Source organism: Streptomyces sp. NPDC048002, assembly GCF_040653275.1.
In the GTDB taxonomy this organism is placed as follows: Bacteria; Actinomycetota; Actinomycetes; order Streptomycetales; family Streptomycetaceae; genus Streptomyces.
Map to the genome: position 1 here is coordinate 92,561 of NZ_JBEZNL010000020.1, position 21,492 is coordinate 114,052.

Annotated in this window: 23 protein-coding genes; 2 read left to right on the top strand and 21 right to left on the bottom strand. The window is 68.1% G+C overall.

Annotation, left to right across the window (positions count from 1 at the left end; translation table 11 throughout):
* Positions 1 to 1,386: 1,386 nt before the first annotated feature.
* Positions 1,387 to 2,573, top strand: a protein-coding gene (locus tag AB0E07_RS23855) for an IS3 family transposase (RefSeq protein WP_362255589.1) whose coding sequence is annotated in 2 segments (ribosomal slippage) — positions 1,387 to 1,672 and positions 1,672 to 2,573 — 1,188 coding nt in all. Because the reading frame shifts where the segments join, the coding sequence is not laid out codon by codon here.
* 558 nt (positions 2,574 to 3,131) lie between these two features.
* Here the strand turns inward: AB0E07_RS23855 and AB0E07_RS23860 are convergent.
* The 8 genes from AB0E07_RS23860 to AB0E07_RS23895 form a co-directional block, all read right to left on the bottom strand.
* On the bottom strand, positions 3,132 to 4,043 hold the full coding sequence (locus AB0E07_RS23860) for a hypothetical protein (RefSeq protein ID WP_362255592.1): 912 nt from the start codon (positions 4,041 to 4,043) through the stop codon (positions 3,132 to 3,134).
* A 200-nt stretch (positions 4,044 to 4,243) separates the two neighbouring features.
* Positions 4,244 to 5,305, bottom strand: a complete 1,062-nt coding sequence (locus AB0E07_RS23865) for a S1 family peptidase (protein WP_362255595.1) — start codon at positions 5,303 to 5,305, stop codon at positions 4,244 to 4,246.
* Between the two features lie 839 nt (positions 5,306 to 6,144).
* Positions 6,145 to 7,278 carry a PIN domain-containing protein gene (locus tag AB0E07_RS23870; RefSeq protein WP_362255598.1) on the bottom strand — a complete coding sequence of 378 codons (1,134 nt, stop codon included), beginning with the start codon at positions 7,276 to 7,278 and terminating at the stop codon, positions 6,145 to 6,147.
* Positions 7,275 to 7,535, bottom strand: coding sequence for a hypothetical protein (locus AB0E07_RS23875; RefSeq protein ID WP_362255601.1), 261 nt, complete (start codon positions 7,533 to 7,535; stop codon positions 7,275 to 7,277). The genes AB0E07_RS23870 and AB0E07_RS23875 overlap by 4 nt, the downstream gene beginning before the upstream one ends.
* 148 nt (positions 7,536 to 7,683) lie before the next feature.
* Positions 7,684 to 8,205, bottom strand: coding sequence for a hypothetical protein (locus AB0E07_RS23880; protein ID WP_362255603.1), 522 nt, complete (start codon positions 8,203 to 8,205; stop codon positions 7,684 to 7,686).
* Positions 8,206 to 8,369: 164 nt separating this feature from the next.
* Positions 8,370 to 8,915 carry a hypothetical protein gene (locus AB0E07_RS23885; protein ID WP_362255606.1) on the bottom strand — a complete coding sequence of 182 codons (546 nt, stop codon included), beginning with the start codon at positions 8,913 to 8,915 and terminating at the stop codon, positions 8,370 to 8,372.
* Entirely contained in the window at positions 8,912 to 9,286 is a 375-nt protein-coding gene (locus AB0E07_RS23890; protein WP_362255609.1) for a hypothetical protein, read from the bottom strand. The genes AB0E07_RS23885 and AB0E07_RS23890 overlap by 4 nt, the downstream gene beginning before the upstream one ends.
* Positions 9,287 to 9,325: 39 nt before the next feature.
* Positions 9,326 to 9,982: a site-specific integrase gene (locus AB0E07_RS23895; protein WP_362255612.1), complete on the bottom strand. Its 657-nt coding sequence runs from the start codon at positions 9,980 to 9,982 to the stop codon at positions 9,326 to 9,328.
* Positions 9,983 to 10,040: 58 nt separating this feature from the next.
* On the opposite strand from AB0E07_RS23895, the gene AB0E07_RS23900 reads away from it, so the two are divergent.
* Positions 10,041 to 10,628, top strand: a complete 588-nt coding sequence (locus AB0E07_RS23900; RefSeq protein WP_362255616.1) for a hypothetical protein — start codon at positions 10,041 to 10,043, stop codon at positions 10,626 to 10,628.
* A gap of 2 nt (positions 10,629 to 10,630) precedes the next feature.
* On the opposite strand, the gene AB0E07_RS23905 is transcribed toward AB0E07_RS23900, so the two are convergent.
* The 13 genes from AB0E07_RS23905 to AB0E07_RS23965 all read right to left on the bottom strand — a co-directional run bounded on the left by AB0E07_RS23905 (position 10,631) and on the right by AB0E07_RS23965 (position 21,394).
* Positions 10,631 to 11,758 (bottom strand): DnaB-like helicase N-terminal domain-containing protein, encoded by a 1,128-nt coding sequence (locus AB0E07_RS23905; protein WP_362255619.1) that lies wholly within the window; start codon positions 11,756 to 11,758, stop codon positions 10,631 to 10,633.
* The gene (locus tag AB0E07_RS23910; protein WP_362255754.1) at positions 11,758 to 13,023 is read right to left on the bottom strand and encodes a DNA cytosine methyltransferase; all 1,266 of its coding nucleotides are present in this window, start codon (positions 13,021 to 13,023) and stop codon (positions 11,758 to 11,760) included. Before AB0E07_RS23910 ends, AB0E07_RS23905 begins: the two co-directional genes overlap by 1 nt.
* Positions 13,024 to 13,028: 5 nt before the next feature.
* Positions 13,029 to 13,931, bottom strand: a complete 903-nt coding sequence (locus AB0E07_RS23915) for a hypothetical protein (protein ID WP_362255757.1) — start codon at positions 13,929 to 13,931, stop codon at positions 13,029 to 13,031.
* 217 nt (positions 13,932 to 14,148) lie between these two features.
* Complete coding sequence (locus AB0E07_RS23920; RefSeq protein ID WP_362255622.1) at positions 14,149 to 14,442, bottom strand: hypothetical protein; 294 nt, start codon at positions 14,440 to 14,442, stop codon at positions 14,149 to 14,151.
* Between the two features lie 102 nt (positions 14,443 to 14,544).
* A complete protein-coding gene (locus AB0E07_RS23925) occupies positions 14,545 to 14,754 on the bottom strand; it encodes a hypothetical protein (protein ID WP_362255625.1) in 210 nt (69 codons plus the stop codon).
* Entirely contained in the window at positions 14,751 to 15,512 is a 762-nt protein-coding gene (locus tag AB0E07_RS23930) for a hypothetical protein (protein ID WP_362255628.1), read from the bottom strand. The genes AB0E07_RS23925 and AB0E07_RS23930 overlap by 4 nt, the downstream gene beginning before the upstream one ends.
* A 90-nt stretch (positions 15,513 to 15,602) precedes the next feature.
* Positions 15,603 to 16,202 (bottom strand): hypothetical protein, encoded by a 600-nt coding sequence (locus AB0E07_RS23935; protein ID WP_362255631.1) that lies wholly within the window; start codon positions 16,200 to 16,202, stop codon positions 15,603 to 15,605.
* A gap of 33 nt (positions 16,203 to 16,235) precedes the next feature.
* Positions 16,236 to 16,811, bottom strand: coding sequence for a hypothetical protein (locus AB0E07_RS23940; RefSeq protein WP_362255634.1), 576 nt, complete (start codon positions 16,809 to 16,811; stop codon positions 16,236 to 16,238).
* Between the two features lie 106 nt (positions 16,812 to 16,917).
* A complete protein-coding gene (locus tag AB0E07_RS23945; RefSeq protein WP_362255637.1) occupies positions 16,918 to 17,376 on the bottom strand; it encodes an XF1762 family protein in 459 nt (152 codons plus the stop codon).
* Positions 17,373 to 19,160 (bottom strand): TraM recognition domain-containing protein, encoded by a 1,788-nt coding sequence (locus AB0E07_RS23950; protein WP_362255640.1) that lies wholly within the window; start codon positions 19,158 to 19,160, stop codon positions 17,373 to 17,375. The genes AB0E07_RS23945 and AB0E07_RS23950 overlap by 4 nt, the downstream gene beginning before the upstream one ends.
* 43 nt (positions 19,161 to 19,203) lie before the next feature.
* A complete protein-coding gene (locus tag AB0E07_RS23955; protein WP_362255760.1) occupies positions 19,204 to 19,959 on the bottom strand; it encodes a DUF317 domain-containing protein in 756 nt (251 codons plus the stop codon).
* Between the two features lie 2 nt (positions 19,960 to 19,961).
* Entirely contained in the window at positions 19,962 to 20,561 is a 600-nt protein-coding gene (locus AB0E07_RS23960; protein ID WP_362255643.1) for a hypothetical protein, read from the bottom strand.
* 2 nt (positions 20,562 to 20,563) lie between these two features.
* Positions 20,564 to 21,394 carry a DUF317 domain-containing protein gene (locus tag AB0E07_RS23965; RefSeq protein ID WP_362255646.1) on the bottom strand — a complete coding sequence of 277 codons (831 nt, stop codon included), beginning with the start codon at positions 21,392 to 21,394 and terminating at the stop codon, positions 20,564 to 20,566.
* Positions 21,395 to 21,492 lie beyond the last annotated feature (98 nt).

The window sequence follows — 21,492 nt, forward strand, 5'->3', positions numbered from 1 at the left end:
GCCCCAGGCTCGCCGCACCAAGCGGCAGACCGACCTGCTGGCCAAGCTCGGCATCCCCCACCCCAAGCAGGTCCTCGACCTTCAGCCCACACCCCGCTGACCAGCAGGAATACCGCCACCTAGAGAAACGCCTTCAACTAACTGCTGAAGTGGTGGCCCAGGAGAGGAATCAAGATCGTGCGCAATCACCTCGGTCACGTTTACTTCTGGCACCAGTAGGAGACACCAGTGCAACGCAAACACGGTATGAGGACCCTCGTTTCCTCGCGGCCGGGGCGGCTCTCTCTCGCCTGCGTGGCTGCCGGGGTGACCATTGGTATCTGCGGGCTGACCTGGAAGCTGATGGCCTGGGAGGAGCATGCCGATTTCGGGCGGTACTTGATGTACGCAGGGGCGGCCGTTGTGACGGCTGGCATCCCGCTGGTAGGGGCCCATCGTCGGCAGCTCGAGGCGCGTGATGACGCGCAGAGTGGGTCCGACTCCTGACGCCCAGGCCCACCATCGCACCGACGGTGGGGCACCGACGTCAAGGTGCTTCTGAACAGTGACCGAACGGTCCTCATCGTGATCACGATGAGGACCGTTCTTGTTTTCTGCCGCAGTTCAGAGCTGTGGGCGCGCGTCTGGCCGGGAGCCTGACTCCACTACTGCGCGACACCGGGGAACTGGTGGCCGGAATACCGCCTTCGTCGAACTGTGGCTCACGGGAGAGGGACGAAAGGGCTCCCTCGCGCGCTCCATGTGCGCCATCGAGAGCGTCCATCCCTCAGAAGCGCCGGAGATCCTCGTGCCACGGGAGAGCGCCGGCAAGTAGGCAGATTCAGGAAGCGCCACCAAGACGACCGAGTTACTCGCCGACCTCCACCGCAGCGAGCCTGGCTAGGCCGCCTATCTTCTCGTGGCCTGGTCGCCGGAGTTGACAACCAGGGACACCATCGTCCTGCCGTACGGAGCACGACTGCTCGACGAGCTCCCCTGAAGTTGTCTACCGCTCTGCTGTGACCTGCCGCGATGCGGTCATTCACGTCTCCGACCTGCGCGGATGGTCCTTTCAGGGCCTTTCGGGATCGTGCTGTGTTACGCAACCGATTCTCCCCACGCGCTCCCCGGAGCGTCTCGTACTCCCCAGATTCTCCCCAGGGGAGCCGTCAGGTGGCAGGCGTTGACGTGGCCCTGGCTGCTCGTTGGACGGGACGCGCCGATGATGCAGCGTGATCGACGGCCGTGGTCGAAGGGCAGGGCAGGAGATGGCGATGCACCGACGAAGCGGCCATGACCGTACACAGGACGCGGGCGGCCGCGAGGGTCAGTATGTCCATGGAGTGACCCCCGAAATTCCGACACCTGGACGCTGGATGTTTGGTCATCCAGGGGAAGTGATCCAAGGTGGCAAAGCGGAAGAACTACCCCGAAGAGTTCAAGCGGGACGCGGTCGACCTCGTACGTTCCTCGCCGGACCGTTCCCTCACCGACATCGCTCACGGCCTGGGCGTCCATCTGGAGACCCTGCGCAAGTGGGTCCGCGACGACCGGGCCCGCACCCGGACGGCGGACGGCGGGGGTGACGCCGGCGTGACTCCTGATGAGAAGGAAGAGCTCAAGCGCCTGCGGCGGGAGAACGCCCGGCTGAAGGAGGACAACGAGATCCTCCGGAAGGCCGCCGCCTATTTCGCGCGGGAGACGACACGGTGATCCGCTTCCGTTTCGTCGACGAGTACCGGAACGCCCACAGGGTGAAGCGGATCTGCGACGTTCTCGGATGGGACCGCTCCGGCTACTACACCTGGCACCAGAACAAGGAGGCACGGCAGGAGAAGGCCGATGAGGAGGAGTGCATGGCCCGCCGTATCCGGGAGATCCACACCGATTCCCGGGGATCCTACGGGGCTCTGCGGATCACCCGGAAACTCCGGGACCAAGGGCACGTGGTGAACCGCAAGCGAGTCGCCCGGATCATGCGGGAGCGTGAGATCGTCGGGATAACGCGACGGAAGTCGCGGTCGCTGACGAGACAGGACCGCACGGCACCGCCGGCGCCGGATCTGATTCTGCGGGACTTCACCGCGCCGCTACCAGGTCTGAAATTCGTCGGGGACATCACCTGCCTGCCGACGGCCGAGGGATGGCTGTATCTGGCGACGGTGATCGATCTGTGCACGCGGGAGGTCGTGGGCTGGTCGATGGCCGACCACATGCGCACCGAACTGGTCGCAGACGCCATCCGGATGGCCCATGCGGGTGGACACACGGCAGGAAACGCGATCTTTCACTCCGATCGCGGGTCGCAATACACATCCCATCAATTCCGCGGCCTACTGGGCGAGTTGGACATTCGCCAGAGCGTCGGACGCACTGGTTCATGTTTCGACAACGCCGCCGCGGAGAGCTTCTTCGCCGTCCTGAAAGCAGAGATCGGTACGACCGTCTGGGAAACCCGGACGCAGGCTCGGCAGGACGTGTTCCGGTGGATCGCGGAACATTACAACCGGGAGCGGCTCCACTCGACCATCGGCTACATCACGCCGTACCAGGCGAGGGTCCGCTGCCATCAACGGCTGGACCTCGCGGCATAAAACGGAAGTGTCGGGACCTGAGGGGTCACTTCACCGACAACCGCACCCTCGACGAACGACTCAAGGCCGCCCTCTCCAACCTCCGCTTCCAGGACCGGCGCGTCGCCGACCTCGAAGCCCGCATCGCCGAACCGGCACCGAAGTCCTGATCCTCCCGCCCAGCCACTTCACGGCCCGTCCTCCCTCCCGGTGGACGGGCCCTCCCATAAGACGTCCACGGCTAGTTACAGCAATGGTGTTGGGGCTCTCTGAAACTGGGTCTGGGCGGAATGGTCCGTTGCCTTTCACTTCAGCAACGAGCCGTGTAGGTACGACTATGGCCGATTCGTCGACGCCGTCGCACTTGCCTCAGACCAGGCCATCGCCCTGGCACAGAGAAGTCCCACGGCCCACGCTCTGCACAGCGGGAACACCGTCTGGCCGCCGATCGCCCCTGGAAGGGCGACAGCCAGTTTGCCGTCTGTAGGCAACGGCATCGTCCAGATAGATAGGTCTCGCCGACGACCACGCCAGCGTCCGGTGCCTCGACGTCGCCGAGGGCGCCATCCGACGTTGCGCTTACGTCCAGCTCGGTGCGGTCCCTCTAGGGTCTCCGAACGGCACTGGTCGACCGGTGAGGGCGTCTAGGAGGAGGCGGTCACCGAGCGGCTGCGACAGATCGACCCTCATGTTTTGTTCGATCATGTCGGCGGGGCATGTGCCGCTTTCGGCCCCCTTGATGGAGGCGTACAGCACTACGCTCTCATCTGTCTCCAGCGCTTTGACGATGGGGCCGTCGTCGCAGGATCCGTGAGTGGCCTTCACAGTTATGGAGCGATCATCTGCCGCCGTTCCGGCCAGCCGGGCGATGCTCCGCAGGCCGCCAGCAGCCCCTTGTCGGGCTTGTTCGATCGGCGGCTTGGGAAGCTTTGACGGGGTTACGGCGACACGCTTGAGCGGGGTGTCGTAGCTCTTCAGCGTGAACAACCATGCGGGAACGGTTGCGTTGCCGCGGCTTGTCACGATCGTTGTCGTACCGAGCCGGGCCCCAGTCACGGTCAGGTGGGGTCCGGCGCTGCGGTTAAGGGCAAACGACTGGTATGCCTTCTTTGCCCCCATCAGTGGGCGGGTGAGATCTTGCCCGTTTCCCCAGTCCACCTTCCCGAGGGTGGAGGCCGTGCTGGGCAGATCGCCACCCAGGACGAAGTTCTTCGTTTCGTAGGCTCGCTCGTCTGCCTTACTGCGCCAGCCGGATACCGGCTTCTGTACCGCGTCGGCCATCGGGTAGTAGCCCTGAGCCCAGGCAGCAGCGGCTGCAGATGCCAGCCAGGCATCGGCTACTTGACGGGCGCGTTCCTCCTGCATGCGCACCGACTGATCGTTCGCACGGCCATCGTCCGTGCGCTGATCATTGCCGCAACCAGCAAGGAGGCTCGTACTCAGGAGTGATACCAACAACATGCAGACGGAGCGCTTCGGTTGCGTATTCATGAAGTCCTCTGTGGCGGTCGAAGAGGGGTTAGCTACGGAACACAAGGGCGTGGGGACTCTTCAGCGCCCAGCGCGCCCCACTCTCACAACTTCGACGCGAAGGGGCGCATCCGGGTTCACTCACGGCCTCTCGCCGCCTGCTGCATCTGCGTTGGTGTCGCAGGGCCGCAGACCGCAGGCAGCGAGAGGTCGTCCGTGGCCTAGTAGACCTTCAGGCCCTCCCAGGAGAGCACCTTGTACACCGGCTCGTAGAAGCTGGAACGGTCCGCTTGGCTGTCGGAATCCCCACATGGCTTGTCGGCATAACTGCCGCCCGAATTGATGCCCAGCGCCGTCTCGCCGACGAAGAGGGGCCCTCCGCTGTCACCATGCACAACGCAGTTGCTTGCCTCGATCATGTGGTGGAGCGTGGTGCCGTCGGTGTAGGTGACCGTTGCGTCCGTCGCCAGCACCATGCCCACGAGATCCTGGCTCATGGTCCCTACGCGCTTCACCTGCTGCCCCTCGGACGCGGGGGCGGAACGCGAGATCTGCCCTTCCGAGCCGTCCCTGTACTGGATCGTTCCGTACGGCGCGACGTCGCTGTTGGTGTACTCCACTACTCCGTAGTCGGACTGATTCACGTCGTTGCCGTAGGCCCAGTCGATGGCCCTTCCGAGGGGAATGTCGCCGCTCCTGCGGCGCCAGGTGACAGCTCCTTCCTCCATGCAATGGCCGGCGGTAAGCATGTACTTCTTACCGCTGGAATTCTGCACGTTGAACCCGGCCGAGCAGGTCCTGGTCCAGTTCGTCCCGCCTGACGTGAAATTCGATACTATGCCCAGGCCGCCCCGCATGGCGTACGCGGTCGATTCGATCTTGCCGGAGTGTTTGGTTATGTCGACCGCGTCCCCGAATCCGGAAACAGCCTCCTCGATTCGAGTCCGGTCGGCGTCGGAGACCCCGTCGTAGATCTTTACGGTTACCCGATTGCTGCTCTGGTCGATACTCCAGGAAGTGTTGGGTATCCCCGCCAGTTGATCCAGTTCCGCCTTGGCGGAGCTGAGTTCGGCTGAGCTGTGTAGGACGACCTCCGCTGCCGCCCCGGCGCTTCGCACGGTTTCTGCCGCGGCCTGATCGGTAACGGCGACAACGAGTTGGTCGTCCTGGTAGTAGATGCCGGCTGTGCGCTTGTTGCCCAGCCGATCGGCGATCGCCGCCACCTCTGCCGGATCGGTGAGCGGTGCCGGTGTTGCATGGGCGGGGGTAAGTGTGGTCAGCATGAGAACCCCGCCGACCGCCGTCGCTATGATCCCTCGGTACGCGTGATGACGTCTTCGCATGTATGCCCCCTGCTCGTCGAAGTTGGATTACGCGCCCTGTGATCCGCCTGCTCGGGCGAGACTCGCGACAGCAGGTGACCAAGCAGTGAATTGGACATGACAATTCCGCTTGCTGATCACGTTTGGCTTGAATCCACAAGCTGTGGGCCGGAAGGTCCCCCACGGAAAAGTGTCTTGGCCTCGCCGCCTACGCATGAATCAGAGCGTGGTGGTGAACCGTGCTGTAGCTCGATGATCTGTGGCTTTCCTGCGCCCGGGCTATGACCCGCACCCGCCGGTCTGGCACCCGGGATGGAGGATCAGTCCCTGCCCGGGGCCTACCGGCAGGTGTCCGCGGCGGTCGTGGCGGCTGCGGGACCGGTGTCAGCGCAGGAGCTGACGCGCGCTGGGCCGGGACGCGTCGCGGTTGGGGTGCGTTTCTTCTGGAGGGACAAGAAATACCTGGCTAGCACCTTGCGTCTGCGGCAAGCGCGGCACAGGAGGTCGCGCCGAGTTCCCAGCACCGACCACGTCCGTGCTGGTCGGCACTGGGGTCCCTCAAGACGAAACGCACCCGAGCCCCAACGACGGCCACAACTCCCCGTCGCGGACATGTAGTCTATGAGTCGTCGCAGTTCAGAGTCGGTTCGCGAGCTCCTGCAGTCGGTAATGTGGAGCACAAGCGCGGCACGGATGCCGGCGTGTTCTCTGAACTGACCGAACACCCCGCATTTCTGGCCGAACTTGGATTTGCGCCTTACCCGTTGGACGGCGCTTTATCGATGTCTGGAGGGAGATATTCAGCCACCGTCAATTTGCATCCTGACCAGTCTCAGGGGAGCGGATTCGGCATGCCGGACGAGTGCCCAGCCAATGCCTTGGTCACCTGGGTTGACGAGCTGATGCGTGTCGCTGACAGCCAGGGCTCCTGCAGAGACGACTTCGGCCGATCTGGCGCGAGCGTCTTGGATCTCCAGGAGAACAGTCGTTTCGAAGGCGAAGTTGATTTCCTCGGCCCAGACGGTCTCAGCGGATTGACCTTGGAGATGTTCAAAGATCTTGGCACCCTGCCAGTCCAGCTGTGCGCTGACCCAGATGCGGTCTTCGACTCGGTAGGTGCGGTGTTTCTTGAGACGCCTGAGTTTCAGAAGTATTCCGGACGACTTGAAGTATCCACTAGGGTCGCCAACGTCAGATGACAAAGTTGGCAGGAGGCGGAAGAACAGGGCGCCGCCCATCAAGGCAATGTTGACTGCGTGGGCGACGACTGGGCCGTTGAGTAGTTCTTCAAGGTTCTCAGGAGCCTCGACGGGCTCGACCAGCTCGCTGAGAAGCTGTTCGATACCTCCGGTCAGTAGTCGGAGCTTCGTGGCCTTCTCCCCAAGCTTCTGTTCGGCCTCTTGGCGGAGCAAAGGGTGGAAGTCGCCCTTGCCGAAGTCGCCGTCCATACTGAGGAACCAGACGTCATCGTCGTTTGCAGCCGCTGCTTCCAGGAGGGTGAGCCAGATGGTGACATCGCGAGCCCCGCTGGCTTTGACTGGCTTGCCGTTGGTGTCCCAGACCTGGTTTGCGGGTGCCTGCCGATTCGCTTCCCGTTTGAGTGCCTCTTCTGCTGCTCCGGCAGGAGTTGACAGGATGGTAAAGATCTCTTCCAGAGCACTGCGCCGTCGGTCTGCAGCCTCGTCGGCTGACAGGCCGCTCACCTGTGACGTCAGGTCTTGGCCGTAGGCTTTGTCGAGCGTGGAGAGCGCTTTGCGTGCGTCCCGGATGGCCAGCTCGACAGCGTGCCGGTGATGGGCTGTGTGCTCAACCGCGACCATTTCGGGTATGGCTAGAGACAGCTTATGAAATTCTGCGATTTTGCGGAGCATTCCCAGAATTGCCCCGTGAGGGAACGCCGCTGCATCGAGCTGGTTGGTGTCGAGAACGATCACATGTGCCCCTGGCGCGGTGTAGTGGTGGTGCGTGCCACGATGTGTGCAACGGTCGGCATGCCGAGGTCAACAGCTTGCCCGCTGCGAGCGACTTGTGCGTCCAGTTGAGAGACTTTCGCCTCGGCGCCCGCGAGGCTGATCTTGAGTCCCTCGACTTCGCCGAGCCACCCCTCGCGTTGGGCCTCGGCAATGCGGGCGAGGAGGTTGTCTCGGATCTCGACGAGCCGGTCACGCTGAGCGGGGTCGGGCCAGAGCATCGGGCAGCGGATGCAGGCTTATCCGAACCAGCCCAGCTCGACGCTTAGCTCGTCATCGAAGTGCCTTCGCAACGGAAAGTAGTCGTGAAGTCGCCGGACAAGAGGCTGTCCCGGGCGTGTCGCGCTCCGGGGCGGCCCTTCAGCGTGCCTACTGGGAGAACGCGTAGGTTCGGACGGGGTCGAGGTGTAGCTCGTAGGGCCCGAAGCAGTCTGCCGCAAGCGTCGCGACCGGGGCGCCGCAGGGACAGGCTCGGTTGAGTCCTTCGTCACCCGTCGGCCCGCAGCAGCCGGTGCTGTTTTCCCAGTTAGGCAGCGGTTGAAGATCGGGGGCGTCCTCAGGGTGCATCAGCACTGTGCCCGGGACGCCCGCCGAGATAACGAAGCCCTCCTCGCGGCAGACCAGCGGCCCTCGGGACTGCGCCGGCTTCGGGTCCTCCTGATCGTCCTGTACGACGTAGGGAGGTCCCCAGGGCTCGGGATCAATTGCGTAGCGGCCACGCGGAACAGTGGAGGGTGCCCGGCGTGTCTCCTTGTCCCGCTCGTGTTCGTCGTCGGAGGGGTCGGGGACGGCGGCCAGCTCGGCCAGCTCCGGCGTGATCGCGGTGCCGCACTTGGAACAGAGGAAGACGGTCATCCCCTCGTTGTAGTCCTCGGGACTGCTGTTTCGCACCTTCGTTTGGCTGCTCGGAGTCGATGCACGCCGCGGCGATGCGGGAATCGAGCATGCCGAAATGGATGGGCTGTGTCGGGCCGCGAGGTCGCGCCACCTCCACCTGAGCCCACTCCACGGGTGCCCAGGTGCGAGCGCACCGAGCATCCCGTGGCCGTCATTGTTTATCGGAGCTCAGGCAGCGGTCCGGAGTTCTTCGGGTAGCGGCCCTCTTCAAGCCGGAAGAGGTACTTCCGGAGGTCCGCGCCGAGCCCTTCCGTGATGTAAGAGGCAAAGTCCCTCAACCCCTCTGCGGCTTCCCGCTCGTCAGACCTGTCGCTGGCCGACCATCCGGGCAGGAGGGACTCCAGGTACTCGGTGACCCGTCCACGGTCGCGCCACCAGTCCCGAACAGCCCCGGGTGTCCATCGGCTGTCGCCGTCGCAGGCATAGCCGCGGTACGGATCTTCCTGGGCCGCTGTCACCAGGTTCAGAACCTCGGCCGTGGTCGTCGGCTGGCGATACACATATTCGCCGAAGTACTCGCCGCCGTAGAGCACATGACGCGGTGCGTGCAGCCGGCCCGTCCAACAGTTGTCGGCGATGCCGGTGTAGAAGGGGCCAGGAACGTTCAACCAGAGCCGGTCCTCCCAACGCCCGCCGAAGGACGTCTCGGGCTCGCCTTCTGGAAGGGCCGCTAGCGGTTCCCAGCCCAGCTCTTCGTAGGTCATCCGCGAAGCTTAGGATCCGTTGGGAAGGACGTCTCAGCGTCGGCGCTGCTTCGGCCGGCGTCGCGGCGGATGTCGGGCATGCCGAGGTGGACGGTGGACGGCTGAGCTGCACGCTCGCGCATGGCCTCCAGCTTCTGCGTGGCGGCGGCCATGGTGGTCTCGATGGCGGCGACCTCGCCGAGCCAGCCCTGGTCCCGGGCCTCCTGGAGGCGGTCAACGAGGTTGGCGTGGATCTCCTGGAGACGTGGCATCTGGGCCGGGTCCACGAGCAATAGGGGACATCTGACGCAGGCGTTTTCATGCTGGCACGGGGTCGCGTAGTCGCGGCCGCAGGTCCCCAGGGCGACCTTGCGCAGTTCGAAGTGGGCCAAGAATTCGTCCCACTCGGTGGCGCTGAGCTCGCGGTACTCCTAGCTGGGCCGCTCGGTTCTGCGGCGGGCGATGAAGGCCCGGTGATGGGAGATCACGTCCTCCGGGTAGATCGCGGCATAGCCCATGGTCGTGTCGAGAGCGGCGTGGCCGCAGATTCTCGCGGCGATGTGCGGGGGAAGTCCGGAGCGGATGGCGTCGGTCACGAAGATCCTTCTGAAGTCGTGGGGGCGCCATTCGAGTGGGTCGTCGGCCACGGTGATCTGGGCGGACTGCGAGGTCGCGACCAGGCACTCGCGGATGTAGCTGCGGGTCAGCGGCCGGTCTTCGGTGCCGTACCGGCGTTGGAACAGGAACGGCATGGGCGGGCTCCAGGTCTGCTCGAACACGTCGTAGGCCGACACCAGCGGCAGAGCGGCGTTCCCGGCCCGGACCCGGAAGATCACTGCGGTCAGCACTTCTGCCAGCTCCGGGGAGACCAGCAGCAGGCGCTCCGCATCGGTCTTGGACGGGGCCACCTGCAGCATTGGCACCACCTCGCCGGTGGTGGGCAGGGTGTAGGCGATGAAGCTGTGGTGGGTGAGCTCCAGCATCTCCTCGATCCGGGTGCCGGTGTGCCGCAGCACCTCGACCGTCGCCCAAGACCAGAACGCCGCCTCCTCCTCGTGGGTCAGGTTCCGCCGCCTGCCGCCGGCCACCTCGGTGACGTAGACGCGGCGGGCCTGCCCGGACCGGTCCGGGGCGCAGGGTGTCGCGGTGGGTGTGTTCGAAGGCGGTGAGGGCGTCGGCGATGGAGTCGAAGGTGCCGGCGACGCACCGCAGGTGGTTCTCGCCGTGGAGGTAGACGCTCTGGCCGGTGTCGCGGTAGGTGCCGACGGCCACGGTGGCCCCGTGGTCGTCGGCGTGGGCGTGGATGATCAGGTGGCCGTGGCGGATGTCGTCGTGGAGCTGCTGGGCCTCGTTGGAGACGTCGCGTATCTCGCTGCGCGTGAGCCAGGACATGGGGTGCTCGGCCCAGGTCCACTCCTCGTGGATGGCCTCCCGCAGCGGGGGTGTGATCTCGGTGCTGATGCCCTGATCGGTGAGTTCCTGATTGGCCTGATTGGCCCAGTAGGGCTCTTCATGGTCGATGCGGGCCAGGACCATGGTGTGTTCGTCGAGGGGCTCGAAGCCCCGGCCGGTCAGGAGAGCGTGCGCGGAGTCCGGCAGGGAGCCGGTGAGGTGAGCGATGACGGCACTGGGGTGGGCGGGGTGGGTGTCGAAGCGGACGAGGACGTCGGGGGACATGGGGGGGCAGGCTCGATTCGGTCCGGGCCCAGCAGCGGTGTGGGGCGCGGCGGTTGAAGTCAGCGGTGGGCTCGTGGAGCGGCCGGGGCGGTGAGCGGTGGGGGCCCGGCTGCCCGGGGTAGCGGCGCGGCGCGAGCGGGCGGATGGGCGGCAGGCGTCGTGGCGGGGGCCGTGGCGCGGCGGTAGCGGGTGCGCAGGGTGTTGAGGTCGGCCAGGGCGCGGCGGCTGCCGGTGATGAGCTGGTGGGGCGTGTTGGAGAGGTCGTCGGTGTAGGCGGTGATCCGTGTCGCGACTGTCTGGGCGCGGGCGAGGAGAGCACGCCCCAGGATCTGTTCGCCCCAGTGCTCCGGAGAGCCTGCGGGGGTGGAGACCAGGGCCATCAGATCCTTCGGGGTGAGGGTCTCGGTGATCAGTCCACGGTGCTGTGCTTCGCCGAGGACGGTGACCGGGTCGACCATGTCACCGCGGTGGACCAGGGCGGTGATGGACTGCCAGATTCCGGCGTGCAGCGGCAGGACGAAGTCGTCCGTCGTCAGCCACCGCATCTGCTGCACGTCCTGGGGGCTGGCGGTGGCCGAGGCCAGGACCAGCTGCTCCTCTTCGAGTTCCTCCTCCCCGGCCTGCCGAGCGGCCGGGGCGGGGACCGCGGTACGGGGCAGGGAGCCGGGGTGCGGGGTGAACTCGCCCGCGAGGGCGTCCAGGAGGCGGCTGAAGTCGTCGGCGAGCACCAGGACCGTGGCGGCCGGATCGGGCAGCCCGGGGTCGGAGGCGGTGAGGCCGAGGCGCTCGGCGTGGCTACGCAGGAGCCGTCGGGCGTGGTCGGCGCGGATCATCCTCGCGTACGCGCCGGCATGAGCCGAGCGGGGGCAGAACTGGATGAGGGCGTGGAGGTAGGAGGCGTTCAGGCCGGGCGCTTGCGGGCGGGCGACGTCCAGCACGGTGTTGAGCCAGGCCGTGTCCTTGGCGTGGTTTGCGGGATCGGGTGCCGGGAGCGTACGGATCGCGGTGAACAGGGCGGCGTGGGTGTGGCTTTCGAAGTGGTCGGCGCTCAGCTGCTCGATATCGGCGAGACGGGCGGGTTCGAGGAGGAGGGCGCCGAGCAGGGCCTGCTCGGCGTAGTGGACCGGCTTGGGCGCGGACACGAGGTCGATGCCGTCGTCCTCGAAGGCGTCGAGGGTGTGGGGCATCAGGCGGTGAGGATGAAGTCGTCGGGGTTGAAGGGCTGGTCGGGGCGCAGGTGGGGCAGGAGCAGATGCGCGGCCAGGCGCGGCGGGACTGCGTTGCCGATCTGGGAGAACTGCTGTCCCTTGTTTCCCTGCCACGGGTAGTCGGCGGGAAAGGTCTGCAGCACCCCCGCTTCCCGGGCGGTGATCTTGATCGGGGCCGGTCGCTGCTCATCGTCCGGCATGCCCGAGGCGGTGTCGGCGACCCAGGTGCATTCGTTGGCCCGGTGGCCGAAGAACAGGGTGCCAGCGGGCTCGTCGGCACGCCGCACGGTGGCGTTGGCCTGGTTGTTGCTGCGCAGTGACCACGACCAGCGGTGCGCCTCGCCCGTGAGGGCGGCGGCCGGAGAGGCCGTGGGCCGGTCCGCGCCCGGCTGGGCAGCCCGGCCGGGGCCCTGTCGGCGGGAGGCCGGGACGGTCTCGGAGTCGGGGTGAGGTGTCCAGGAGCCGCGGTCGCGGGCGTCGATGAGGATTTTACGGGAGCCGGAGGGGAAGGGTTCGGGGCCGCCTCCCGGCCCGCCGCCCGCGCACACGGTGGGCACGGGACGGTCGGTGGCGCCCCAGCCCAGGGCCTGGGCCATGGACACCCATCGTTCGCGGCCCGGCCCGAACAGCGACTCCGGTTCGGCGGAGGGTGCGTGGGTGGGCGGCGGGGGCCCGGCGGTGCGGACGCGGGAGGCGAGCAGGATCGCCCGTCGCCTCGTCTGCGGGACGCCGTAGTCGGCCGCGTTCAGGATTCCGGTCCACACCGAGAAGCCCCAGCCGCGCAGCACGGCCGCGTACTGCCGCCACAGCGGCAGGACGTCCGGAACCTCCTCCATCAGCACCCACTCCGGCTCGCCCACCGCGTTGAGGGCGTGCAGGTAGCGCATGGGCTCGGCGGCGAGGAGGGAGCGTTCGTCCGCGCACGCGCCGAGCAGCCGTGCGCGGGTGTCACGTCCAGCGGCGAGGTCGGCGACAGCTTGGTGGACAAGGGCCTGGTCGATGAGGCCGAGTCGCTTGCCGGCCATCGACCATGCCTGGCACGGCGGGGAGGCGATGACCCCGAGCACCCGCCCGGAGAAGATCCACACGGGATACGCGGCGACGTCGGTGCGGATCGTCAACTGCCCTGCCTGGGCGCGGGTCTTGCAGGCCCACTCGTCCCATTCCAGACCGACATCCCGCGCCCCGAGGACGGTCAGGGCGTGGCTCCAGCCGCCGGGGCCGGCGAACAGGTCGAGGATGATCCGCCTCACGAGGCCAGGCCGAAGTCGCCCTGCACAGGCTCGGGTTCACTGCCGCGGCACGCCCACGGGGAGCAGCCGTCGACCACCCCCGTCTCCAGCTCCTCCACGACGGCGGCCTGGTCGTCGAGGTTCTGCTGGCGGGCCGCCCACTCGGCGGCCGTGACGTGGTCGATGGGTGCCTCGTCGAGGGGGACGCGGGAGCGGTGCAGGTACGCCTGACCCAGCAGCCGGTTCCCGGCCGCGTTCGCGCGGGCATTGCCCTGCCGGATGGCCGCATCGAATGCGACCACGTCCGCCCATTCCTCAGGACTGGTGTCCCGGATATTTCTCCACTGCTGATTTCCATGAAATGGACAGCCCAAACAACTCGATTTAGGAGTATCCGCCAGACCGATGGAGGTGAGATATCGGACGCAGTCCGAGCGGGACCAGTCCAGGTCGATGAGAGGGTGCCGGTTGCGCATGTACTTCACGTCGGCGTCTTTGGCCCGATGGAATTCATCCGTCGAGATGCCCACCCACTGCTCGACGAACACATCCTTCGGGATGCGCTGCGGGTAGGGGTACCCAAGAAGGTCCCGGACCTTCTTCTTGATGGGCTTAATTTTATACTCCCCGGTGCACTGGCGCCTGGTCATGCCCTGTTTCCCGTCCTGGTTGAGGACGTAGAGAGGCATGGACGCGAACCGGTGATCCGGGTCGAGGGCGTCGTTGCGAATGTTTCCCGAAGAGACTCTGAGGACAGGTATTCCGGCCGGTCGGGCGATTTCGCGTTCGAGGCGGTCGAGATGGGCGTATACCGCCTGGGGTTCCCAGCCGGTATCGGCGAAAATGGCGTAATCAACCTTCGGGAGAATTCCGTGAGCGGACAGGGCGAGGAGAGTGCTGGACTGAACTCCGGCACCCAGAGAAAGGCAGGTGAGGGCGGGCGTTTCGGAAATGACGGTGTGCTTTCTGGTGGTGTGATCGTTGGGGTGCGTGAATTCGGGCCCGCGGGGTCAGCGACCCGTTCCTCGGGAGGGAGATGCTGCGACGGGCCCCGGGGAGGCGGAGTGGGGCTGGAGCGGGGCGGTGCGCCGGGGTGTCGCGTGCGGCTCGCTGGGCGTCTGCGTGACGACGTACGGGTCAAGGACCGCACCCTTGGCCCGCAGAACGGGTTCCGAGCGGGTCAGGGCGGTGGCGAACGCGGCGACGAGGTGGCGGGGGCACAGCGTGCAGTTCGGCGTTCCAGAAGTAGGTGCCGAGGTGGACGGTCGCCTCGGCGGTCCAGGAGTCCGCAGACGTGGTACCGGGGCGGTGCCGGGACAGGACGAGGGACCCGGAGGGGTGCCGGGCGGTGGCGTCGTCCTGCTCGTAGTCGTAGTGCCGCCGGCCGACTGCGGTCAGCAGGGGCCAGACCGCGGCGGACGTGTCGGGCACCGGGTGCAGGAAGGCGGCGGTGAACTCGGCGAGGGTCTCGCAGGGGGTGTTCCCACCGAACTCCGCGCTCCACGGCTGGCTGTCGTGGGTGCCGGTGAAGTACTACCACGGCGTATACGCCGAGGGGACGGGGCGCAGAGCCACCGTCCGATCGCTGAAGCGACTGGCGTAGAGGAGGTGCGCGCTGTCCGGCCGGGAGCGGCTGATCCATCCGGCGGCCTGCAGCGGCTGGATGACCAGGGACGGGTCGCCGGGGCCGGCGAGGTGGCGTGGAGCGGTGAGCACGGGGTCGTCGGGAGTGAAACCCGTCATTGCCGCCTGCTGGCCGCGGCGGGAGCGGGCGCCTTGGCCATGGCGGTTGCAGGTGTGCGGGTGGGTTTTTGGGTGTCCAGGGCCAGGCGCCCGGCGGCGGTAACCGTGACGCTCCGGTCGAGGAAGGCGGAGGTCCCGCGGTGGACGCGGATCAGCTTGTTGTTCGCGAGCACGGTGAAGGGCGTGCTGTGGAGGGTGCTGCCGTCGCCGGCCCGGACGTTCTCCCGGCCGCCCCGCAGAGACTGGGAGACCTTGGTGCCGCCCTGGGCGACCTTCTCCAGGGCCGTGTATTGGGCCCGGGTCAGCTGCGGAAGCGGCGGCAGATGTTCCGGGTGTTCCTTGAGGTCGCGGATGATGAACGATGCGGTGTACTGGCAGCCGTTTGCACACAGATCCAGCTGGTGGGCGGCGTCGCCCAGGGCCTTGGCCAGACGAGGGGCGGCCTCGGCGTGCCGGGCCTCGCGCACGCTGGCGTCGTCGACCGGCGGGCCGCCGGCGAAGGCGGCTCCTTCCAGCGGGTTGTCCGCCACCGCGCTCGAGAGTCCGAGAGCGGCCAGGGACGCCGCCTCCACGACGGAGCCGAGTGCGTCCAGAGTGGAGCGGCTGCCGGGTACGAGGGTGTACTGGCTGCCGTTGAGGGCGGACAGCCGCACCAGGACGCGGCCCGTCAGCTCGTGCACCTGGGCGATCTTCGGGGTGAGCTGTTCCAGCATCTCGCTGCCCGGCTGCGCCTTCAGCGTGCTGACGTTGGTCTTCAAGGCGTTGAAGTTTGCGCCGAGTTGGAGGAAGTGGTCGACCTGAATGGGCAGATCGATCTGGCGGATGGCGATGAGGGGTCTCCGGGGAGGTCAGTGGGTGCGGCGCCGTGTCGGCTTGGTGGCTGGGCCGCCGGGGACGGCAGTCGACGTGCGCTGGGGTGCGGCGGGGATCGCGTCGGGGGTGGGGATGCCCAGGTCGACGTGGACGAGTAGTCCGTGGGCGTAGGCGTGGGATTCGGCGCGGACGACCGCGCCCAGCAGGTCACGCTCGCTCACGGGGCCTGGTGCTTGGTACGACGAGCCGGCGGAGGGCGTGAAGCCGTGCTGCTCCAGGAGGGAGCGGGCCGCGCTGGTGGTAGCGGTCGCGGTGAGGGCGGTGTCCGTGAGCGTGAAGCACAGGTCGGGTTCGGGACCAGGGTCTTGCGGGCTGTGGCGGGTGGTCCAGGACAGGTCGACGAGGTCGTGAGTGTGGGACAGCAGCCCGTACATCGCGATGCCGGCCCGCTCATTGGCCTCCTCGGACGTGGTGGGCGGCAGCAGGTAGATGCTGCGGCCGTTGATCGTGCGGGCGGTGAACCCGGCGCCTGTCAGCAGGCGGTCGGCGCCGCGGATGGGGCGGTTGAGGACGACGAACGTGTGCGCGTCACCGGTGGAGCCGATGAACACGTCCGCGTGGTCCACGAAGGACATGGATCTCCAGGAGGGGTAACTGCGGGTGCGCCGTCAGCGCCTTGTGTGGGTGAACGGCTTCGGTGCAGGGAGTGGCGGAGCCGGGTAGGCCGGCGTGGAGGCGGCGTTGGACGTCTTCTCCTTGCCGTTCGCCAGCGCACTGGCGATGAGCTGCTGGTCTTCAGCGCGCGAGGCGGCTGAAGCCAGCCGACGCGAGAGCAGGCGTGCCAGAGCGCGGTACGTGGTGGCCGCCCGCTGCATTTCGTCACCGGCTCGTCGGAGCTGGTCACGGCTGGTCTTGGGGGTGGGGTCGGCGTCCTCGTACAGCAGGACCTCGGTGCGGTGGTGGATGGCGAGGTTGCACAGCGTGGCCGCCAGGGAGACCTGGGCGCAGGCGCCGGCGAGGTGAGCGAGGTTCTCCTGGCCGCCCTTCATGACCGCGTACTGGCTCGTGGACAGGTCATGGAACTGCCGGGTGCATTCCATGGCGAGCTGCTGGACGCGCAGGCTGAGGGGCGCGATCTCGCGGACCGGCCGCGTGATGGCGCCTTCCCGGATGCGTTCCGCCTCCTCGCGCAAGTCCTTCAGTGCGGGGGCGACCTGGCCGAGGAGACGGGTGTGCTCGCTCATGTCGAGGCTCTGCAAGGCAACTCCGGGCTGGGGACGACGTGCGGGAACGGGTGAGTGAGGAGAAGGGACGGGCGGCGTACGACGGGCCGGTGCGGGCTGCGGGTGGTCAGGGGGCTTCCCACAGGAGGCGGGCGGTGCCGTCGTTGCCGTGGCCGGCGCGGGGCCGGGAGGGGGTGTGCCATCCCCTGCGGGGCGGGCGGCTGGCGATGACGCGCCAGCCGCTGCCGCGCAGCGACGCGCCGCTCTCGCCCTCCTGCGTGTAGGTGATCAATCGCCGGTATCCGAGCGCTTTCGCTGCCAGCCACGCCGCCCCGTACAGCAGGGAGTTGGCGTTGCGCGCGCCGTCGCTGGCGGTGCGCGTGACTTCGAGGGTGGCCCCGTCGTCGAGGTGACGGGCAACCGGACGGGCCACGATGGCCACGGCTCGGAGGGTGCCTTCGCCGTCGGCGGCTCCGACGGCGAAGATCTGTCCGGCGGGCGTTGGATGGTGGCGGTGCCAGGTCCGCACGAACTCCTTCGCTTCGCGGGAGCGGACCGGCACCAGGTGCAGCCGGGATCCGTTCATGCGGCCGTGCCGAAGTCGGACTGGGTGGGGGTGTGTTTGGCGACGGCGCGTGCGGTGATGCCCTTGGAGGCCCGCTCCGAGGCGGCGGCCAGGTCACCGGCACCCGGCTCCGCGTACCAGGGGCGCAGGTCGAGCATGGCGGCGCGCAGGCCGGTGGCGAAGACGAGGGCGGTGCCCTTGGGCAGGGCGCGGATCGCGTCGGCGGGCAGGATCCGTTCCTGACGCATCGAAACCGACGTCGACTTCCCGGACTCGGAGGTGGAGGTGGAGGTGGTCTCCACGTCGTGGTCGCCGATGAGGCGGGAGAGCTTGTCGGCGAAGTCCGGGTCGTCGATGCCGGAGCCGATCACCTTGACAGTGGAGGCGGACCACATGGCGTCCATGCCCGCGTCTCCCCAGACCTTCTGGCCCTGGCGGTAGGACTGCAGGATGGTGATCGGGATGATCCCGCGCGAGCCCAAGTGCGAGTACAGGTCGGGGAGATCGGAGATCTTGCAGACGTTGGCGGCCTCGTCGAGGATCGCGAGCATGGGCGGGTCGAGGCGTCCGCCGGCGCGTTCGGCCTGGGCGGTCGCGGCCCGCATCACGGAGTCCGCGCACGCCGCGATCAGCGCGGAGGCGCCTCCTCCGCCGTCCTTGGACAGCAGGTACAGGGTGTCGGCGGACGTGACGAACTGCGACGGCCGGAACTCGGGGACGTCCTTTTGCGGGGTGACCCAGGCGGCGATCTCGGAGTTGAGGAGGGCCGCGGCGTACTGGCGGGCGGTCTCGTAGATGCCGTCCCGGGTCTCGGGCGGTCCCTCGACGGTTCCCTTCAACTGGGCGGCGACCGCGGTGAATTGGTGGTCGCGCAGGATGTCCAGCGGGGTGCGGTCGGCGGGGAACGCGAGCCACTGCATGACGTCCGTGATGGGGCGCTCGTCGAGCGCGGCGGCCAGGAAGAGCTGGCTGAGGATGTTGCTGCCGGCCTTGGACCAGAAGTCGCCCTGCTGGGAGGCGTCCACGGACGCGGCGAGGAAGTGACCGGCCAGGCGGCCCGAGCCGTCGAGGGTCTTGGCGTCGGCGAGCGGGTTCCACCACATCTGGCGGGCGGCATGGGCGATCTGCTGCGGGTCCATCGACCACACCCGTCCCACTGCCGCGCGGGCGTCGAGCGTGGCGGTGTAGGCGTCGCCGGCTGCCTTGTTCGAGGTCAGCAGGACCGCGCCGGGAGCCGCCAGGATGGAGGGGATCGCGAGACTGGTGGTCTTGCCGGATCTCGGGGCCATGATCGCGACGGCGACGTCCTCGTATCCCATGCGGACTTCGTGACGGGTGCCCTGGAGGTTGCCGAGGAGGACGCCGGTGTCGGCGGCTTCGATGTGCTTGGTGTTCTGCAGGCTCGGGCGCAGGGAGCGGGCCTTGGCGGTGATCGCCTTGGCCATCAGGGGCTCGATGTCCCGGGCCTTGGCCATGCCCGTGATCTTCTTCCGGGTGCCGCCGCGGTTCTTGTGCCGCCCCCACAGGAGGGCGGCCGTGGTGGCGAGCGCGAGGAGGATCAGGATCGGGGCGATGCGCGTGCCGATCAGCAGGGACGTTTCTCCGAGGTCGGGCCAGAGCCGTTCGGGGTGGAGCAGGGCGATGGCCGGCTGGTAGGGGGCCCAGGCGCCGCGGGTGAGGTAGGCGGTGATGTTCCCGGACAGCCAGGCGAGGTGGGACAGGGGGACGACGACGGCGAGTGCTCCCAGCAGTAGCCGGAAGAGAAGGTCGTAGCCGTCGGTGCTGTTGGTGGAGGAGGGAGGCAAGAGGGGCTAGGTGCTCCGGTGAGACGGCGAGGAGGAGAGGGGATCAGCGGGTGCGGCCGGTGCCGGATGGCCTGGGCTGGATGCCTGGCGGCGCGGGCGGGGCGGGGCGGCGGGCACCGAGTGCGCGGAGGCGGTCTTCGAGAGCGAAGGCGGCCTGTTCGGCGGTGACGTCACGCCTTTCCCGGGTGACGAGACGGGGGTTGAGCGTGGGCAGCCGCTGGGTGTCGAGGGTGCGGGCAACCGGGTTGGGGTCGGCGAGCGAGGCGGTGAACGCGGCGAGCAGGTGAGCAGGGGTGTGCTCGCCGAACAGGGCCTGCCACACCGGCCGGGAGCCGCTGTTGAGCGTGGTGGTCGCGAACCAGAGCCCGCCGCGCTGGACGTAGGTGGTGGCGTCGGGTGAGACGCGTCCGTTCTGGGCGCCGGCCCAGCCCGCCTGCCGCAGCGGCTCGTACGGGTCTGCCTCGACGGCGGTGGCCGGGCTCGGGTCAGTGAGGGCGTCGAGGAAGGCGCCGATCATTTCGACCGGGGTACGGGCTCCGAAATGCGCGTACCAGGCGGGCCTGTTGGGCGTGGCGGTGTGGTGGAGTGTCCACCACTGGCCGTCGGGATCGGGCTTCAGCCGCAGGTGGGCCTTGTGGTCGGGGCTGGTGAGGAAGACGCGTGGCAGCAGGGGGTCCTGGCCGTGGCTCCAGCCGCAGGCGTGGTGCAGGGGGACGGTGATCCAGGCGGGGTCACCGCCGCCGGCCAGGTGACGCGGCGCGACGAAGTCGACCTCGACCGTCTCGGGTCCTGGGGCCATGGTCACCTGCGCACCGTGAGGATGGGGCCGGGCGCGGGGAGGACCGGTAGCGCGACGGGGGGCGGGGCCAGCGGCGACAGGGCGTGCCGGGCCGCGGTGTTGATGTCGCCGATCACGCTGCCGTGGGTGGCCCAGTCGTCGAGGTGGCTCCAGCATTCGGCGTGGTGCTCGGCAAGGGCGTTGTCGAAGACCGCGGTGCCGGGCTGGGCGTTGGCGGGGAGGCTGTCACGGGTGAGCAGCCACTGTTCGTGCAGGACGTCGAGCCGGTCGAGAGCGCCGCGCAGGACGCCGAGCCGGTAGACCCAGTGTGCCTGGACCGAATCAGGCGGCAGGGTGGGCAGTTGTGCGTCGGACGTGGCCAGGAGGTGGCGGGCGCCGGCGCGTACGGTCTCGAACGCCTCGGCGGTATCGGCGTCGCGCTGGCGCTGGCGCAGTCCGTAGGCGTGGTCGTCGTACGGCCAGCCGTCGAGGTCGGTGTGTTCGTCGGAGTAGGTGTCCCACGCGGTAAGGATCTTCTCGCTGTCCTGGATGAAGACGTCGAGGTGGTGCATGAAGGCGCGGTGGGCGAGATGGTCGAAGGAGATCGGAAGGGGTCCTCTCAAGATCAGTGACGGGCGGTCGGCCGGGCGGCAGGGCTGGTCGCGGGGGCCTGGGGCGTCGTGGGTTGTTGCTGCTGCTGTCGGCGGGCGGTGCGTGCCTGGGCGCGGATCGCGTCGAGGCGGTTGGTGTGTGCGGCGACGATCTGCTGCGGCGTGAGCGGGCTGGGCTCCTGAACGACGCTGTGGTGGGCGGTGCGCTCGTACATGCCGCGCTGGAGCGGAGCCGGGTCGGCGAGCGCGGCGACGAACGCGTCGACCAGATAGACCGGGGTGCGGCTGTCGAAGACGGCATGCCACAGACGCGGGCCCGGAGGGATGCCGTGTCCCGGCTCGTTCACCTCGACGTGCCAGAACCTCGTGCTGTGACCGTCGATGAAGCGCCGCTCCACGGAGCACATGCCGTCGGGCGAGCGCGCCGCGTGCGCCGGTTCGGTCGGCCAGTTCGCCGACTGCAGCCTGCGGAAAGGATCGCTCGGCTCGGCCGGTGGCGGGGCGACAAGGGCGTCGGTCACGGCGGCGAGGAGTTCGGCGGGGACGAGTTCGCCGAACTCCGCGTACCAGCCGGGTTCGGAGCCGGTGGGCTCGGCCCGCAGCCGCCACCAGGCGGAGGTGGCGGACTGCGGGTCGAACTGGAGGTGGTGGCGCTGGTCGGGGCTGGTGAGGACGATCTCGGGGCTGAGCGGGTCGGAGGTGCGCCGCCATCCGGCGGCGGCCAGGCCGTGGGTGACGCGGCGTGCGTCGCCCGGCCCGGCGAGGTGGCGGGGGCTGGTGTCGAAGGGGATTCGCCAGGCGTGGGTGTCGGCGAAGGCCGCGAGCTGCTGCTGGCTTACCGGCATTGGCCCCATCGCAAGGTGTTCGTCGGCGTGTCCGGGGACAGGGTGAGCCTGGACGTCCTGGGCGGGTAGCCGGCGTTGCGGGGGAGGAGCGAGGTGGC

Excerpts from the sequence above, each read along its gene's own strand:
- AB0E07_RS23965 (WP_362255646.1), bottom strand. The coding sequence starts at position 21,394 with ATGCCGGTAAGCCAGCAGCAGCTCGCGGCCTTCGCCGACACCCACGCC.
- AB0E07_RS23945 (WP_362255637.1), bottom strand. The coding sequence starts at position 17,376 with ATGAACGGATCCCGGCTGCACCTGGTGCCGGTCCGCTCCCGCGAAGCG.
- AB0E07_RS23940 (WP_362255634.1), bottom strand. The coding sequence starts at position 16,811 with ATGAGCGAGCACACCCGTCTCCTCGGCCAGGTCGCCCCCGCACTGAAG.
- AB0E07_RS23885 (WP_362255606.1), bottom strand. The coding sequence starts at position 8,915 with ATGACCTACGAAGAGCTGGGCTGGGAACCGCTAGCGGCCCTTCCAGAA.
- AB0E07_RS23865 (WP_362255595.1), bottom strand. The coding sequence starts at position 5,305 with ATGCTGACCACACTTACCCCCGCCCATGCAACACCGGCACCGCTCACC.
- AB0E07_RS23905 (WP_362255619.1), bottom strand. The coding sequence starts at position 11,758 with ATGCCCCACACCCTCGACGCCTTCGAGGACGACGGCATCGACCTCGTG.
- AB0E07_RS23935 (WP_362255631.1), bottom strand. The coding sequence starts at position 16,202 with ATGTCCTTCGTGGACCACGCGGACGTGTTCATCGGCTCCACCGGTGAC.
- AB0E07_RS23955 (WP_362255760.1), bottom strand. The coding sequence starts at position 19,959 with ATGGCCCCAGGACCCGAGACGGTCGAGGTCGACTTCGTCGCGCCGCGT.
- AB0E07_RS23925 (WP_362255625.1), bottom strand. The coding sequence starts at position 14,754 with ATGACGGGTTTCACTCCCGACGACCCCGTGCTCACCGCTCCACGCCAC.
- AB0E07_RS23875 (WP_362255601.1), bottom strand. The coding sequence starts at position 7,535 with ATGCTCTGGCCCGACCCCGCTCAGCGTGACCGGCTCGTCGAGATCCGA.
- AB0E07_RS23860 (WP_362255592.1), bottom strand. The coding sequence starts at position 4,043 with ATGAATACGCAACCGAAGCGCTCCGTCTGCATGTTGTTGGTATCACTC.